This window comes from Pseudoalteromonas rubra, from assembly GCF_005886805.2.
Taxonomy (GTDB): Bacteria; Pseudomonadota; Gammaproteobacteria; order Enterobacterales; family Alteromonadaceae; genus Pseudoalteromonas; species Pseudoalteromonas rubra_D.
In genome coordinates this window covers 1298486-1315017 of sequence record NZ_CP045429.1, presented here as the reverse complement: position 1 = coordinate 1315017, position 16532 = coordinate 1298486, and the positions used below count along the sequence as shown (strand labels likewise).

At 45.4% G+C, this 16532-nt stretch carries 17 protein-coding genes; 11 read left to right on the top strand and 6 right to left on the bottom strand.

The window, feature by feature from the left end; all coding sequences use genetic code 11:
• Window positions 1–322 precede the first annotated feature (322 nt).
• The gene (locus CWC22_RS05595) at window positions 323–514 is read right to left on the bottom strand and encodes a hypothetical protein (protein WP_125562252.1); all 192 of its coding nucleotides are present in this window, start codon (window positions 512–514) and stop codon (window positions 323–325) included.
• Window positions 515–1121: 607 nt separating this feature from the next.
• Here CWC22_RS05595 and CWC22_RS05590 point away from each other — a divergent pair.
• From CWC22_RS05590 to CWC22_RS05575, 4 genes are all read left to right on the top strand, one after another.
• Window positions 1122–1823, top strand: a complete 702-nt coding sequence (locus CWC22_RS05590; RefSeq protein ID WP_125562250.1) for a spondin domain-containing protein — start codon at window positions 1122–1124, stop codon at window positions 1821–1823.
• Between the two features lie 10 nt (window positions 1824–1833).
• Window positions 1834–2640 (top strand): spondin domain-containing protein, encoded by an 807-nt coding sequence (locus CWC22_RS05585; RefSeq protein WP_125562248.1) that lies wholly within the window; start codon window positions 1834–1836, stop codon window positions 2638–2640.
• Between the two features lie 76 nt (window positions 2641–2716).
• On the top strand, window positions 2717–3445 hold the full coding sequence (locus CWC22_RS05580) for a response regulator transcription factor (protein WP_138539433.1): 729 nt from the start codon (window positions 2717–2719) through the stop codon (window positions 3443–3445).
• Window positions 3442–4908, top strand: a complete 1467-nt coding sequence (locus tag CWC22_RS05575; RefSeq protein ID WP_125562244.1) for a sensor histidine kinase — start codon at window positions 3442–3444, stop codon at window positions 4906–4908. The genes CWC22_RS05580 and CWC22_RS05575 overlap by 4 nt, the downstream gene beginning before the upstream one ends.
• Here the strand turns inward: CWC22_RS05575 and CWC22_RS05570 are convergent, their stop codons facing one another.
• Window positions 4909–5454, bottom strand: coding sequence for a hypothetical protein (locus CWC22_RS05570; protein WP_138539434.1), 546 nt, complete (start codon window positions 5452–5454; stop codon window positions 4909–4911). It abuts the gene before it with no gap.
• On the bottom strand, window positions 5454–5957 hold the full coding sequence (locus CWC22_RS05565; protein ID WP_171045138.1) for an RNA polymerase sigma factor: 504 nt from the start codon (window positions 5955–5957) through the stop codon (window positions 5454–5456). The genes CWC22_RS05570 and CWC22_RS05565 overlap by 1 nt, the downstream gene beginning before the upstream one ends.
• A 231-nt stretch (window positions 5958–6188) precedes the next feature.
• On the opposite strand from CWC22_RS05565, the gene CWC22_RS05560 reads away from it, so the two are divergent.
• Window positions 6189–6407: a hypothetical protein gene (locus tag CWC22_RS05560; protein ID WP_138539436.1), complete on the top strand. Its 219-nt coding sequence runs from the start codon at window positions 6189–6191 to the stop codon at window positions 6405–6407.
• A 179-nt stretch (window positions 6408–6586) separates the two neighbouring features.
• Here the strand turns inward: CWC22_RS05560 and CWC22_RS05555 are convergent, their stop codons facing one another.
• Both CWC22_RS05555 and CWC22_RS05550 read right to left on the bottom strand, forming a co-directional pair.
• Window positions 6587–7426: an alpha/beta hydrolase gene (locus CWC22_RS05555; RefSeq protein WP_138539437.1), complete on the bottom strand. Its 840-nt coding sequence runs from the start codon at window positions 7424–7426 to the stop codon at window positions 6587–6589.
• A 486-nt stretch (window positions 7427–7912) separates the two neighbouring features.
• Complete coding sequence (locus CWC22_RS05550) at window positions 7913–8854, bottom strand: hypothetical protein (protein WP_138539439.1); 942 nt, start codon at window positions 8852–8854, stop codon at window positions 7913–7915.
• A 395-nt stretch (window positions 8855–9249) separates the two neighbouring features.
• On the opposite strand from CWC22_RS05550, the gene CWC22_RS05545 reads away from it, so the two are divergent.
• The 3 genes from CWC22_RS05545 (at window position 9250) to CWC22_RS05535 (ending at window position 11738) form a co-directional block, all read left to right on the top strand.
• Complete coding sequence (locus CWC22_RS05545) at window positions 9250–10050, top strand: ion transporter (protein ID WP_010385198.1); 801 nt, start codon at window positions 9250–9252, stop codon at window positions 10048–10050.
• A gap of 225 nt (window positions 10051–10275) precedes the next feature.
• A complete protein-coding gene (locus CWC22_RS05540; protein ID WP_138539440.1) occupies window positions 10276–11178 on the top strand; it encodes a hypothetical protein in 903 nt (300 codons plus the stop codon).
• 251 nt (window positions 11179–11429) lie between these two features.
• Window positions 11430–11738: a hypothetical protein gene (locus tag CWC22_RS05535; RefSeq protein WP_138539441.1), complete on the top strand. Its 309-nt coding sequence runs from the start codon at window positions 11430–11432 to the stop codon at window positions 11736–11738.
• Between the two features lie 165 nt (window positions 11739–11903).
• On the opposite strand, the gene CWC22_RS05530 is transcribed toward CWC22_RS05535, so the two are convergent.
• Complete coding sequence (locus CWC22_RS05530; RefSeq protein ID WP_138539442.1) at window positions 11904–12110, bottom strand: hypothetical protein; 207 nt, start codon at window positions 12108–12110, stop codon at window positions 11904–11906.
• A gap of 125 nt (window positions 12111–12235) precedes the next feature.
• Here CWC22_RS05530 and CWC22_RS05525 point away from each other — a divergent pair, with 125 nt between their 5' ends.
• From CWC22_RS05525 to CWC22_RS05515, 3 genes are all read left to right on the top strand, one after another.
• Window positions 12236–12997: a substrate-binding periplasmic protein gene (locus tag CWC22_RS05525; RefSeq protein WP_171045139.1), complete on the top strand. Its 762-nt coding sequence runs from the start codon at window positions 12236–12238 to the stop codon at window positions 12995–12997.
• Between the two features lie 240 nt (window positions 12998–13237).
• Window positions 13238–15508, top strand: coding sequence for an amidohydrolase (locus CWC22_RS05520; protein WP_138539444.1), 2271 nt, complete (start codon window positions 13238–13240; stop codon window positions 15506–15508).
• Between the two features lie 320 nt (window positions 15509–15828).
• Window positions 15829–16332, top strand: coding sequence for an RNA methyltransferase (locus CWC22_RS05515; RefSeq protein WP_125562220.1), 504 nt, complete (start codon window positions 15829–15831; stop codon window positions 16330–16332).
• Window positions 16333–16532 lie beyond the last annotated feature (200 nt).

Genomic DNA, 16532 nt, shown 5'->3' with positions numbered 1-16532 from the left:
CCAGAAGTAATGGGCTCCCTACTGATAACACTTTACTATTCGGATACGAATTAAAGTGTGCAGACTAGTATTTATTTCCACCGCCCCAGCCAGGCTAAAGACAGAAAAGGGTGACTAACAGCCCTTTTCTGCAGTGTTTCGTTTAAACCTCTGCCCGTCTTATACCAATTTGCTTAATTAAGTGTTCTATTTTGAGGCGAGAAAATAGGGTCGATAACCAGGCAAAAATTTTGCTATTTAGTTGTTCTAAATGAAAAATTTTTAACGCCGTTAGCGTCATATTTGCTCCTTCAAAAAGAACAGGTATTAAGTGCAATTGGTATTAATTTGGCCAGGTGTTACAACGACGCTCGGTAATACAGTCTGCATCCCAGGTCATACAGTAGTATGGTTGATCTGACCAGCAGGCATAGTAAGACCCAGCTCCACCAGCAACCTTAGGTGTCTGACCTTCCAGTTTTTTTTGTTCAAAAGTTAAACGCTTCAACTGTTTTTTGTTGAGGTTAAGCTTCATAACTGTTTCCTTGTAGTTCGTTTCGGTAATGACAGTTGAGCATAACATGAGCGACCCGGGTTAATATTTTACTTTTATTTCACTCTGGACTTATTTTTACGTTGCTTTTGAAACAAAAAACGGGGATATCTAAGTTCCTGAGACTACACAAACAACCAATGAAAGCTCTATCAAATGAAAATGTACGCTTACCTGCAAAAATGACATCAAAACTGCGGGCAGTGCAGTAAAACTTACGACTACCGGTCACATGGCAACACTAATCAAACAGGAATGCACCAGACTCGCTAAATTGAACTCATCAGGCGGGCTTATCAGAACATATCGCTTTATACATTCCTACCCACGTTAGCTGACACTTTTATATGGCAGTATTACTGCATTGGATTCGCTCTGCTCCACCACACTTAACTTAATGATTATTAATAATAAATGGAGATTTGGCTACAAATGGCGGATTCATGGGTGTTGCACTTTAGCAATAAGGATTATGCTCTCAGACAAAAACGTCACCGTATTGTGATGGTTTTGTGATAATTGCGGGAGTGATTCTCAATAATTTACCTGCATGCTTGTTAGGGTCAAATCCAAACAACAAGAGTAAATTATGAAAACACGCATCATCCCCCTCATCACAGGTATTTTATTAGCATCCGGTACAGCCAACGCTGCATCACTCGACGTGAAGATCACCAACCTGACACAGGGGATCTATTTCACCCCGTTATTAGTGAGCGCACACACCAGCGATGCCATGTTGTTCAATGCTGGCGAAGCCGCATCTGAAGCACTCACAGCCATGGCAGAAGGTGGATCACTGGCCGGTTTAAGCGAAATATTGACAGGCATCAACGCCAACACAATGGAAAATCCAGCCGCAGGACTACTCGCACCGGTCACTTCAACCATGACCAGCCTGGAAACCGATGAAGGCAATGACCGCTTGTCAATTGTCGCGATGATGCTGCCAACCAATGATGGATTTGTTGGCCTGAACAGTTGGCCGATCCCCACTACACCTGGTACTTATCATATCTATCTGAATGCCTATGATGCAGGTACCGAAGCAAATAATGAACTAATTGTAGATGGCTCAGGTGCACCAGGCACGCCAGGTATTCCCGCCTCTCCGGGCGTTGACCCAGGTACTCAGGGCAGTGGTGTTACGGATATGGAAGAAAATGCGTTTGTACATATTCACCGCGGCAATCTGGGCGATGATGACGCAACCGGTGGAAAAAGTGACCTACATAACACAGTACACCGCTGGTTGAACCCCGTTGCCAAAGTTACCGTAACCGTTAAGTAAGGGGCCCGCCATGAAATTATTTAGACTCACCCTGCCTGCGGCCTGCTTAGTACTGGCTGCCTGTGGCAGCGATAACGACGATAACATGCCCGTTACTATGCCCGATGATGATATGAACATGGTCGATGACCCGGCTCCCGCAGATCCCGATCCTGCTGACCCAGATCCAACGGACCCGACTGACCCAACTGATCCGACAGATCCAACAGACCCCACGCCAACCACAGTGGAGTTAATGATCACTGCAACTAACCTGACTTACGCTCAGCCGCTTTCTCCCATTGCCGTTGCGCTGCATCAGGAAGGACAATTCTGGCAACTGGGCGAACCGGCAATCGATGCACTGGAAGTATTAGCAGAAGGCGGGGATAGCAGCGGCCTGCTGGCACTCGACGTCGTGCAAAGCCAGACCTCTGCAACCGCGCCCCTACCACCTGGGCAAAAAACCGAGTTGACGCTGACCCATGATTCCCTGGATGGACAAAAGTTGTCTTTGATTTCCATGATGGTGAATACAAATGATGGCTTTACCGGTCTTAATGCTTTGGATGTGTCTGCAATGACTGTAGGTCAAGTGATGACATACACGACACATGCCTATGACGCGGGCACAGAGGCCAATACGGAAGCCCAGGGCACCATACCTGGCCCAGCCGATGGTGGTACAGGGTTTAGTGCCGAAAGAGAAGCGTTAAACAAGGTGGCCATGCACCCAGGTGTGGTTGGTATGGATGACGGGCTGACAACGTCGGTGTTAACAAGCAGCCATAAATTCGACAACCCGCTAATGACGGTTACCATTACCAGAACCAAGTAGTCTCCCAGCCGCTCCGTGACCGTTGCGGTCACGGAGCACTGACAACCGGTAGCAAACACCGGTGTGGAGACCTGCTATGCAGCAAAAAGTGCTTATCGTTGAAGACGATGCTGATATTGCCGATCTATTACGCGTTCACCTGAACGAGCTAGATCTCGGCGTTGATCACCTTGCCAGTGGAGATCTGGTTATGCCACAACTGACCAATCAACATTATGCCATCGTGATACTCGATATCATGCTACCTGAAGTGGACGGTCTGACACTGTGCCGGGAAATCAAAACTCGCTACCCTAAAATTAGCGTGATCATGATGACCTCCAAAAGCAGTGAAATGGACCGGATCATTGGTCTTGAAATGGGCGCAGATGACTACATTTGCAAGCCATTTAGCTACCGGGAGTTTCAGGCCCGAGTCAAGGCCCAGCTCAGGCACATCAAGCTGCTGCAAGAACCACAGCAACAACCTAGCTCAAGCACAACCAACCCGGTGGTCATTGGCCAGCTGCATATTGATCCCCATTATCATGAGCTAACCCTCAAGCAAATGCCTGTCGACCTCACCGCGACTGAATTTGATTTAGTGCTGTTTTTTGCCCGGCATCCCAACCAGGTGTTTTCCCGGGCCCAACTACTTGAATCAGTCTGGGGCTATGATCATCTGGGATATGAGCACACCGTCAATTCTCATATCAATCGTATTCGCAACAAATTTGAGCAAATCACTGAGCACGCCATCATAGAAACGGTGTGGGGTGTCGGCTATAAACTCAATGCCAAACCGCTACAGCAGGAAATGCAATGACCCTTTCACTTTATCACCGTCTGGCGTTGACTATTACGGCCGTCTTTATGCTGATCGTGTCAGTCTTTGTATGGTGGACACAGAACCTGTCCTCCGTTTCCCGTGCGCAGGCAGAACAACAGCTGCACATTGGACTGGCTGAGCATCTGGCGCAGGATAACCCCTTGTTGCAACAGGGTGTATACGACTATAAAGCACTGGAAAACCTGTTTCATACCTTAATGGTACTGGGCCCGGCGTTTGAATTTTACTTTGTCGACCCCAGCGGAAAGTTGCTGACCTACTCGGCAAAACCTGGTGAGGTAAAACGTGAGTCAATTGACCTGGGCCCGCTAGTGCAGCTGATCAAATCACCTGCTAAGCTCCCGGTTTATGGGGATGACCCCCGTTCGCTTGACGGCAGTAAAATCTTTTCTGTAGCACCTGTGTACAACGAGCAGAAATTGCAGGGGTATCTGTATGTCATTATAGGCTCGTCAATTTATGATTCGATTGTGGCGCAACTCAATAGTTCAGATCAGCTGGTGAAACAGGCTGTGTGGTTAGGGGTTTTTCTGCTGCTATTGTTTCTCACGCTGCTACTGCTGTTCCGTTTTATGACCAAACCACTGAAACGGCTGAATCAATATATTCATACCGTTGAACACCATAAATTTGATATCAAACAAGCCCCCCTGCTCAGTTGGCAGCAGCAGGATAACGAAATCCACCAGCTCGGCAATGGCATTAACACCATGCTGCAAACCATCAATCAACAGATGTCGCAACTGACCGCAGTGGATGAACAACGCCGCCAGTTGCTTGCCCACCTGTCACACGACCTGCGCACACCGCTGGCCTCTTTGCAGGGGTACCTGGAGCTGGTGGAGCGAGGTGCTGCCTCATCAGGTGAAATGCAACGCTATATGAGTATTGCATTAAAGAACTGTACGCAGCTTAAAAACCTGATTGATCAAATATTTGAACTGGCACACCTAGAATCCGGCCACACTCAGGTGCACTTTGAAGTATTTAACATGGGTGAACTGATATATGATGTGCTGGCCAAATTTGCCCTCAAGGCACAACAGGCGGACATCACGTTGTGCGTCACCCCAACCGAGTGTGACTTTGTGGTCTACTCAGACATCGCCAAACTGGAAAGGATAATGAGTAACCTGATTGAAAACGCGCTGCGCCATACGCCGGCTGGTGGTACCATATCCATTGTGGTGACCGCCAAAGACGGTGGCTATGACATCGCTATTCAGGATACCGGCGTGGGGATCAGCCCCAAAGAGCTGCCCTATATCTTTGAAGCACGCTACCAGGCTAGCAACAGCAAAGGCTGTAAAAAAACCCATGCAGGTTTGGGACTGGCGATCACAGCCAGGTTATTACGGCTTTTGAAGTCGGAGATTAAGGTCAACAGCCAACTTGGTGAAGGTAGCGAATTTGTGTTTCAGGTGCGTGGCACTGAGTGATTACTCACTCAGTGTTTTTAGTACCTGTTCCGCTTGGCGTTTTTTAAACGTAAACACGCCTATCCCCATAAGCAATGCTGTCAGTCCAATCACCCCCTTAACCATCTCCACGCTTCCTACAAGATACGGAGTCAGGGCATATAGTAGTAGAACCAGAACAAACAGTAGCGTGGCCTTTATGCTGAGATCCCAACGAAAAATCTCCTCCCTGAGCAGCTGTTGATGCACTTTGAGTCCCGCTGATAGCTGTTGAGTTTTTATTATACCTAAACTGGCCGCACGGCTTTTATTAACCATAATGTACATACTCCCACCCCAGAAGCAGCCAAAGCCCAGCCACAGTTGCGTCACCAGAGGGACGGATTCAAGTATTGCACGCACAAACCAGACGCTCACCAACAGCAATATCAGTGTCTCAATGACAATACTAAACCAAAGCCTGAAACGCTGCTTTTTGTGACGCTGAATACACCTTTCCAGTGCCAGTGATGACGTTGGCGTCGACTGCCACAACTGTGCTAAATCCGAAAAGTCATGATTATCCATCAGCTATTCTCCTTCAATTGTTCAGCGAGTTGTGCTTTAGCACGATGCAGTCGGATCCCGACATTGGCATCACTGATCCCCAACACATCACTGATTTGAGCCGTATCAACCCCTTCAAGTTTGAGCAGCATCACCTGCCTGAGACTCAATGGCAGCCGATGTATAGCTCTGGTCAGCTGCTGTTGCTGTTGGTATTTTTGTATGTTTGACTCAGGTGAATCCGTACTGAGCGTATGCGCTTCGCTCAGTTCATCTTCTTTTTGTCTGCTGTGCTTACGAATGTGGTCGACCGCAACATTGTGGATCACCCGGTACACGTAGGTATTTAACTGACACTTGCCGTCAAAATGTCCAAGGGCGCGCCATAGCGCAAAGGCCATATCCTGCGTAAGCTCTTCACACAGGGAAGGCCGGTTTTCGTAGCCCCTTGCTGCGCGATTGATCTGTGGCCAGTAAGTTTCGACGATGGCCGATCTGTCCAGCTCCCTGCCCCGCTCATTCAATCTCAGTTACCCCACTTTTATGATTGTGCCCGTATTAGTCGGCTGGGATCCGCATCTATTACAACATTTTTTTGTTTATTTTTAATTCTCACAATGCAACTAACTCTTCGCTACAGAAGCCAGCAATTAGCTATCAGGCACTTAAAAATTATTAAAAAATTTTGTAAGACCAGAGCCGGTACATCGACTAAGGCTTATAAATCTTCATCCAATATAACTGTGGAGCACCCAATGCAAACAATTACTACAAACCACCTTCAACTCACTGCCGTTGTTTGGCTGGTGGCCTTACTCTGCTTGATCAATATGGGGCTGATCCTGGCCTTTATTCCGTTTGTGGTTTTCAAAATCAGTGCAACTTTTTTAGCTGTTGGCGTCACAGAGCTAGCTATGGTGATGACCAGACGTTCAATAAAATCAAAACGTCTGGCAGCCTATTTTTCGGTATGAGTAAGTTTATTTTTGCCTTAGTTCGCGGAGCGTTACTGCCTATTGAATAAGGCCGTAAACTGATAACGCTAAGCCTATGCTTTTTAGACAGCAAACACATCTGCTAAGAGACGTGTTATATTTCACCTGTTGTGATGATGAAAAACGGATTGCACACAATCTCTTCGACTGGCTTAGCATCAATTTTGATACAAAGCCGTCAACACGTCATCCATCGAGTGCGCCACCACTGGAATATGATCTTGTTTATATTCAAGGTAAGTCAGATCCAGCTGTGCAAAGTTAGCACGTTCCAGTAACGCATCAAACTGTCGTACATAAAGTACATTGCCGATACTGCCATTGGCACCAACCAGAATAGTTCGGCTTTTTAAGGCCTGGCTCTGCGCCCTGCGATCATCAATGAGCTGCGAGGTAGTTTCCGGATGTGCCCAGAAACTCCCATCAAACGACACGTGGCGGTGGAAAAAAGGCTGCTGAGGATCATCCATCAATAAGACAAGACCAACAAACAAACCTGTATTGGAGTGTCCCATGATCGTCCTATCAGATTGATTCACCGGATACCGGGCTTCAATACTCGGTGCCAGCTCGTTATTAATAAAATCAAAGTAATCTCTGGCCAATGGCCACTGTGAATAACCTTCTCGATGTTTGTAATTATCATCGGCGTAATTTTCCACACCGACTACAATCACTTCCATCTTGTTATCATCCAGACTATCTGCAATGGTGTCAAAACGCCATTCAGCGTCCAGCGCATAGATCACCGGGTACGTTTTATTGGCAACCCGGTTTTGTGGCAGATAAATCTTCAGGGGATACGACACACCCGTGTAACTGGAAGCAATCGCATCCAACTGTAACCGCTCACCAGGCACAAAAGACTGAACCACCTGATCAGACAGGCCCTGCTGTGCTGTGCCTGTGTCCGAGTTATCAGCGCCTCCGCAGGCGCTCAGGAAAAGCGCCAAAATACAGAATACGATATTTAAATTGACTTTAAATAGTGTGTACATCGAGCAAGAACATCCTGTTAATAATTCAAACACCTTCTATCACATTTAGCATTACCAGCTATTGGCTTAATACATACAATCACTCTGAGTTATAAGGCAGATGCTCTTAGATATAGTTGTCATGTACCAATTAGATTGTCATTACTTGTTGACCTATAAAAAAGTACTGGGGGTTTGATTGGCTAGTTCCGATTATGCTTCAGGTATTTATAGCAATACGCCATTTAATTAAGTGAATAGTTTTAGCTACTTAAACACTAAAGTGTGGTCGAATATTACAGTTTTTTTGTATTGTTTTGTTTCGAGCCTAAATAAGTGAAATTACTATCATGAATTATTGTCGAAATTTGCTCTATTGCTTGCTTTGAAATGGTTACGTTATTTTCATTTTTTAAAATCAAGGCAACTGACCTTGCTTTGAGCTTGGCGCTCCTGATCTTTCTTTCTCTGGTTGAAACAACATTTTTAGCCAATTTGCATTGCATTTCAAATTGCCCCCTGTTTTGCGAACTTTTCATCATGTAGCTTTTCAGATAACCGAGCACACATAATTTCAAATACAGGATGATCCACCAAAGCATTCAGCTTAGCTACAAGATCATGACCCTTAACATCGATACAAACACTGTACCACGGAAGATCTTCACCTTCTACAGACTTAGTCATTAGACAGTATGAAGCATAGTCATCATAGAGGCCCATTTCTAAGCTATTCTGTTTGGTTTTAAAGTGGTTTGCTTTATGTTTGGAATAAAGTATAGGCTTTTTTTCTTGCATTGACTTGGTAATTATATTTATTTTTGTAATGTCTATATCTCCAGGGGGGGAGTCTTCTCGTGTTGTTTTAATCGTTTTCATCACTAAATTGTCTTCATCTAACTCTCTGATCGTGAAACGGCTAAACTCTGTCTCTAAAAAAGTATCATTAAATAAAAATAGTACATATATTAACATCTCTTCACCATCCAGATCATCAACAACGTCTTCTCCACTACTTAGCAAGGAATAAAGGTCATCAACAAAACCTGGTGTTTTCTTATTTATAACTGAAATAATATCACTCAGATGGTGTGGTTCAGATCTCAGTAGGTCTTTAAACTCAGTGTTACTAAGCAGCAAAAAGTCTAGGAAATCTCGAGAGGTAACAGGATATCTTTTTATAGCACTTTTATATGAAGATAGATAAACAACAGCTAAACCTAGTGCTAACGTGACGATAAAAGAGAGGTAGAGCACCGATAAATCAATTTGCTTAGGCTCACCTATTGTTAGCTTTGATACTAACGGAAAAACAAAATGGATTAGAAGAGGAAGCGTTAAAAACAAAGAGCACCTAAGTAGCTCCCTAATATTCTTGATAGCAAAAAGTACAACGTTTAAGAGTGCCATTGCACCAAAAATGACACCTAGTGTGAAACTAATTATCAACCGAACACTCCCCAAAAACAAACCTTTTGATTTATAGTTACACCATAACCCAAAGTTGTAAACGCTAAATTTACAAAAAAAACAATTAAGGATTAGAATTCCGTCTAGAAGGTCGATTGATGTCTCCTTAGTTGCTAAACATCGAAAATATGCAAATATCCTATCGCGTTGTTACCCAACTATTTACGTTGATCCCCCCCCACAGAGCGTGTTCTCTAGTTATCCACCATATTTATCTATTCTAATCTTTTGGAATAAAGATTTGAGTAACTATCAACTCCCTGAACAACTTGATATGCGGTACTCTTTCCGCCCATTTACTGCTTTATAAACCTTGAAAAAGTCACATTTTCCCGACATGATAACTGGCCTGGACAATTACCTAAAAAAGAGCCATGACAACCTCTACTTCCTTTATGTCGAAACTGACGTCGCTCGTCGAAGCGCAGTGGTTTCAGAACTTCCTGGTCGCCGTCATTTTATTTAATGCGGTCACCCTAGGGCTGGAAACCACACAGTTTGGTAAAGACAATGCAGCCATTTTGCATAAAATTGATTTTGTGATCCTGCTGATATTTACCATTGAGCTGATACTTAAGCTGGTGGTTTATCGCCTTAAATTCTTCAAGTCGGGCTGGAACTGGTTTGACTTAATTATTGTTGCTGTTTCCTGGGTTCCCTCCAGTGGGCCGCTCTCCGTACTGCGTGCGTTTCGGATCCTGCGGGTGTTACGACTGTTCTCCATTGTACCGCAGATGCGCCGGGTTATTGGGGCACTGGGCCACTCTCTGCCGGGTATGGCCTCGGTCATTGGCGTGCTGGGTATAGTGTTTTACGTCTCAGCGGTTCTGACAACCAAACTATTTGGTCAGCATCCGGATCCTAATATGCAAGAGTGGTTTGGTAGTATCGGTGCTTCTGCTTATACCTTGTTCCAGGTGATGACGTTAGAAAGCTGGTCTATGGGCATTGTACGTCCGACCATGGAGCTGTTCCCGCAATCCTGGTTGTTCTTCGTACCTTTTATCATTATTACCAGCTTCGCAGTACTGAACCTCTTTATTGGTATCATAGTCGATGCCATGCAGGTAATGCATGAAGAAGAAGGCAAACCCGATCAGGTCATGGCCACACGTGAGGATATCGCGCGCGTTGAAGCCAAACTAGATGCGCTGCTAAAACAACAAAAAGACTAGCTCTGCCAGAAGCTTGCCGCTTACCCCTAAGCGGCAAGTCCTTGCCCCCACAGCCCTTTATACAGCGGCTGTGCTGTTACTCTCCCCAAGTCATAACGTGCAACACGTGCCCTCTCGGTATGTTTTTGAGTCTGGAACGTAGCTTGCTTATAAAAGCTCAGTAGATAGGCCCACGAATACCGGAATATTCGTAGCCAATTAACCCATTGACCAAAGGAGCTGAACATGCAAGTGACATCGATCCCTTATCACACGCACAACACCTATCAGAAAACTTCAAGTAACACACAAGAAACGGGCTATACAGAAGCGTCTGAGTCACAAACAAATCAAATAGATGTGCCCCAAACTGGCTTTGACTTAACGGGTAAAGTCAACCTGATATACCTCTTAAAACCCGAAGACATTAGCGAGTTTAAGGGTGAGATGCCTGACCTCAACAATTTTTTCAGCGGCTTTAAGAATCAGGACGACCTGGCGCAGCAATATCACCACAAAGGTCAGCAACAAGACATTGAGCGCATCGTATTTATTGATGGCAAAGCCGTTGTGTCCGAAGGCTATGACGGCACTGTATACGGCCATGGTCCGGTGGCTGAGATATTCAAAGAAACGCGCAACGACCCACAAAAACGACAGCAACGCATTTCAGAACAATTTCCTGATGCCCACATTGAGGTCTACCCCAAAGGTGAAGGCCCAACCAATGCCGAAGTGTTTGAATTACGCTACGGCGAGTCCTATCAGGACTATGTAGACGAACAGGTACGCAACTATAGCGATCAGTATCTGACCAACCAGATTGCTGCCGAAGAAAACTACCGCAGAAAACTGATGTTTGAACAAACGCCGCAAACCAGTGTGTTCAGCGTTGATGGCCAGGTTGTAGCAAGCAGAGATGACAAAGGCTTTGTTGACGTTGGCCTGCCCCTGCTAGACGTAGCAGATGCGCGAGGCATAGAAAGAGAAGCGCTTAAAGAGCTGTTCAGGTATTCCCCTGAGCGTTCACCTGAAGACTATCAAGCGCTATTAAATCAGGTGTTTGGTGACGGTATTGAGTTGAGTAACTATAACACAACAGACGCCCCCACCAGAGCAGAAGTGCGTAAACTGGCTGAGGCTGGTTAAGCACCTCAAACATTTACCGGTGATTAATCACACAGGTATCGGACATTTATCGCACAACAATCAGTATGAATGTTGTGCTTCTTCAGATAAAAACATTCAGTTCATCATCAATACCATGTTGGGCTGTGATCAATCCCGGACAGCAAACATCCGGGAACTATCAGCCTGACACACTTCTCACTTCCTTTACCGATAGCCTGTTAGGTATAATTCGCGGTTATCGCCATACAGGCTTTAAATTTGGAAACCTCATGAAAAAGCTCTCTAAAGTTCAGCAAAAACAACAGGCACTGGTGCTCACGGTAGCCGACGCAATCGAAGAACAAGCACGCGCAGAAATCCCTGGCATGGTGCAATGCTGGTTTGATGTGGAATACCACCTCTTTCCTGGCTCCCTGCTTCTGTATTTTCAATTTGAAGATCAAGCCACACTGGATGCCGCCAAACCTGATTTACTCAAATGGCAAAAGCGCTTGAGCGCCGCAATGCTGAAAAAAGGGGTGATCCTGAAAGATATGCGTAAACACCTCACTTTTACGCTGGAAGGCCCGGAAGATTGAGGTATGAAAGGCGCAGTTTACTTTCTATAGGTTACCGCTTAGAGCTCGATGTACGGTATTTAGCGGTGAATGAGACGTTCAGCAGATCTGCATTGGCTTAAGTAAAACCGCCAAATATCAGGAACTGCATTAAAAAGGCAAGCCGAGCTTGCCTTTAAATATCACTTAACAAATTGTTGAATTACAACAACCAGTTTGATTAGTTGGGTTGTAAGTTCTGCAAAATGGCGTTTCTGTCAGGCAGTCAAACGTACAGCGATAGGTTTTAAAACCACCACCAGCAACAGCCGGCGTTGCCTGGGTTGGCAATTTTTGGCTGTCGGCACTTAGCATTTTAATGTTTTTCTTACTTAATGTTAGCTTCATCTTCATTTTGTAATTTCCTTTTGTTAAATAAAAAACCAGAATACAAACAATTTATTGCATTTTCAATACACAATGCATCAGCTATAAAAATGACCTAAACTTGCTTAATGGTGGCCTTTAGGATCCTGCTGATGCGTCTTACAATCATCTTGTTTTGCGCACTAAGCGCATTTTTAAATATTGCGCATACCAAACCACTGCTGATTAACAGCCCTGACTGGCGCCCCTACTTCACCTATGATGACACTGCCACAGGCTATGCCAAAGAGCTCCTCAGGTATCTGCTGGAAGACAATGGCTACACCTATCGTTTTGTTCCCTTACCTATTAAACGCGGCAATCAATATATTAAAACGGGCAAACTCGATGTCTCGATACTCTCTTATCGGCCTGAACGCGCCCAGTTTGTCAGCTATGCTGACTTTCCTTTGTTTACTGTCTCCTTGCGATTTATCTCGAGGCCTGAGCACGCCAATATCAGCCATGTAAACGACATTTCGCCGCTCAGGTTTGAGTTTGTGCGGGGTGTGTCATACACCCAAGAGATCAGAGAAAAAGCCAATGCACTTGAAAGAGATGTGTACACCTCAGTGACGCTGGAACATGCCCTGAAAAAAATCATGGCCAACAGAAGTGATATTACCGCTGCCTCAACCCATACGCTGATCTCAGAGCTAAAAGCACTGGGCTATCCGAAAGCACTCTCAATCGGTGCGTATGTGGTTCAGGAAAAAGCGTATTATATTACTGTATCCAAACGCTCAGAAACCATCACTGACCCCACAGCCTTTTTCAACAAAATGCAGCGCTCTCTCAACAAAGCCAGGCAAACAGGTTTGATTGACCAGTTATCTACTGAATATCAGTTAAATTTAGATGACTTAAGCCACTGAACTTACCACCTGTATACCAGCCTTTCCTATCGTGGCGAGTGTTACTACAGATTTACATAATCCAGATCCCCACTTCCCAGCTAGATTTGCTGTGATAAAAATGCTGACCCCCTCCATACGCTGCTCATGTAACAAAGTGTAATGTTTTTTCGACCTACCGACAGACAAAATGGATGACTACGCAATCAGGTGCTGTCCAGCATCAGGGTTTAAAGACCCGTAAAACAAGGAAATCTCAGTATGAAACTAACACTACCTTCAATAACGCAACCGCTGCTAAGGCACCTCAAAAGTGCACTGCTAGTGACTTGTACTGCCTCACTCTTAACAGCCTGTATGAGTAATGGCACCGCAGAACAAAACGAACCGTCAGGCTCCGACAGCTATATCATCCATAATGGTAAGATAGTCACTATGGCGTATGAATCAGCAACACAAGAGCCATACCCTGAAGCCATATGGATACAAGATGGCATTATTAAGGCCCTCGGCGACCTCAACACACTCGAACAACAGGCAGGACAAGGCGCACGTAAACTGGATTTAGCAGGCAAGACGCTAATGCCTGGGTTTATTGAGCCACATACTCATCTGGCATTTGTGATTGGCCTTTCTGTCATGACCGACTTATCACCGTGTCTACCAGAACCTTACAAAACCACCTACTACAAGGATGACAATGACAATTTTCAGTGCCCGACCTCATTGCAAGAGACCTATGACACACTCAATGACAGCAAAAAACGTATAAGTGGTGAACCCCAACCCAAACTTCCTGTCTGGGTATGGGGAAATGGCATTGACCCATCGCGACTGGGCAACAGTGATAAAAATATCGAAGATATTCGTCAATTTATCAATAACCCAGCGATTGAACTGAATGAAAATGTATTCAATGCGGATGCGAAACAACCCATTAATTCATTTGAGCCAGGACAGCAATCCCCCATAATGCTGTTGGACCAGTCCGGACATGTGGCCTATGTTAATCTGAGAGCGTTTGTAGCAGCGGGTTTATGTCACTCGGTTAAAGAGTGCAGTAAAGAAGAGAACACCATACCTGAAGACTACTGCCCTGAAGACTCAGAGCGCTTTTGTTACAATGAACAAAAAACCGGTGGTTTTGCAGTTAGTAGCGACGGCACCTTTACTGGTCGAGTATTAGAGTCTCCCAATTTTGTCCCATTCCTGCAAGCTATCTCTCTAAGTATAGGTGCTGAACCTGGCAGCCCGTTCGTCTACCTCTCTGAGGACGAAGGAATGGATATAGCGCCAGATTTTATACACAGAATAGCTCAAACCGGTGTCACTACCTTGGTCAATGCCGGTGCCTTTCAGTCATCAGAAGCGCTATTTTTCAAAAAGCTGGCTAAGAAAAACCAGGACACTCCAAACATGCGCTATCGTACGCTTGTCGCCACAGACATTGCAGACTCAACGGGTGCAGATCGCAGCTCACTTGAGGTCGCTAATTCACTGCACACCGACACCTGGGATAGCGGAACCAACGGTCTTTACGGTGCGTATGGCGTTAAAATTTGGGCTGATGGCTCGACTCAGGGCTGTAGCGCATACCTTAAAGACGATTATGCCAATAACGGAATTTGTAATGGTGAAAGCGGCGATAGCGGCAAAAACTATGAGTATAATAGCTTTGTGGAAGAACTAAAAAATTACTGGGGGGAAAACTGGCTCATTCAGGTCCATGCCAATGGCGATGCAGCTATAGAACAAGCATTGACTGCATTCAAGGAGCTGCAAAAAGCACAATGCCAAAGAGACAGTGGCAACAACACTTTTCCAATCACGTTGCATCATGCCACCGTTGGTGGAAATCCGGCTGCAAACGAGTCGGCTGTTGACCTGATTGTACAAGCACGTAATGAAGCCATACCCTGTATAAATTCTCATGATGCTGAACTGAAACAGCATTTGAACATTACCGTCAGCCATACGCCTGCCCACGTTGCTTACTGGGGCGGCGCATTCCAATCAATCCTGGATGGCAAAGGTCACGAGGGAGAATCGGACTCGACAGGTCGTGCAACTATGCTTGACCCAGCGAAATTTGAACACAGTTATGATGTTCCATTTTCATTACACAGTGACATGCCCGTCTCACCCGTTAACCCACTGTGGTATGTCGAGCAAATGGTCAATCGCGATACCTGGTTTTATCCTCGCCTGGCAACGGCTCAAAAAGAGCCGATGCCTTACAACCCTGTTGCCGGACAGCAAAATATCGATGTCTATCAGGCTTTACGAGGTGTAACCATAGTACCTGCACAGCAAAACCTGCTCGATGAGAAAATAGGCACGTTAGAGGTTAATAAAGTGGCTGATTTAGTGATCTTAGACCGTAATCCACTCGCAGAAGAGGTCGATCAGATCCATACCATCAAACCCTGCTATACCTTTGTGAATGGTCATAGTAACCCAGTATATGAAAGCCTGGAGCAAACAGTAAATGAAAGCCAGGACCAAACAGTATGTAAAATAGATAACCTTTAAACTCGGCCTATAAATTGCGTTGTATCTCTATTTAATAAGGTTACTAAGCGGTTTTCGAACGCACTCATCAATCCGTTCGGAGCCGCTTTTTATAAGCGCAGATAAATGTAATCTCACCAATGCACATTTGTAAGCAGCATTGCTACCCACAAAAAAGCCCGGATTGCGTGATAATATCTCTGTACTGCGCCCGTACTAGGCTTTTGGCTGGCACAAAATCATCCACATGATACAATCGCCTGCCAGATATTTTGGTAGCTAAGCTGCCTGTGTTAAGCGTTCCTGGTAGCCTCGCTGCCGTATATTGAGAGTGAAAGAGTATGAGTGAGTCGTTTGCCGCGATTGGATTAGTTAATCCGAAATCGCCGACTAACGTAGGTGGCGTATTAAGAGCTGCGGGCTGCTATCAAGCACAAGCCGTTTATTTTAATGGTAATCGCTACGCAAAGGCTGCTAAATACCATACCGACACAAAAAACATCGCCGATAATATCCCCATTCAACAGGTTGATGATCTTACCAGCCTGAAAGTGCCTGGCCGATCGCTCGTGTGTATTGAGCTGGTTGAAGGTGCGACACCATTGCCACAATTTACGCATCCCGATAATGCAATTTACGTTTTTGGCCCCGAAGATGGCAGCCTGCCACAAGACATTGTGGATGCTGCCGATGCCGTTGTGTATGTACCAACAACCGGTTGCATGAATCTGGCTGCAACGGTTAACGTGCTGCTGTATGACCGCATGGCAAAACGCACCACCGGGTTTGATGCAGGCCAAATCCTGACCAGTCGGGATACCAATAATCGTTTGGTGGTTGGATAAGCACGCGGTTGGAAAATACTGGCGAACACCAGACTGGTTACCCCGGCTTTGGGCACTTAAATGGATAATCAGGGCGCGCAGTCTGCTGACAGCGTTTCGCTTTGAGTACGCATTATCTAAGACAAGCCTTCACCCCTCGCCAGTTCGCTGAATATAGCGTAAAATGGTCTATTACATGTCTGTATTTATCCACTCGTCTT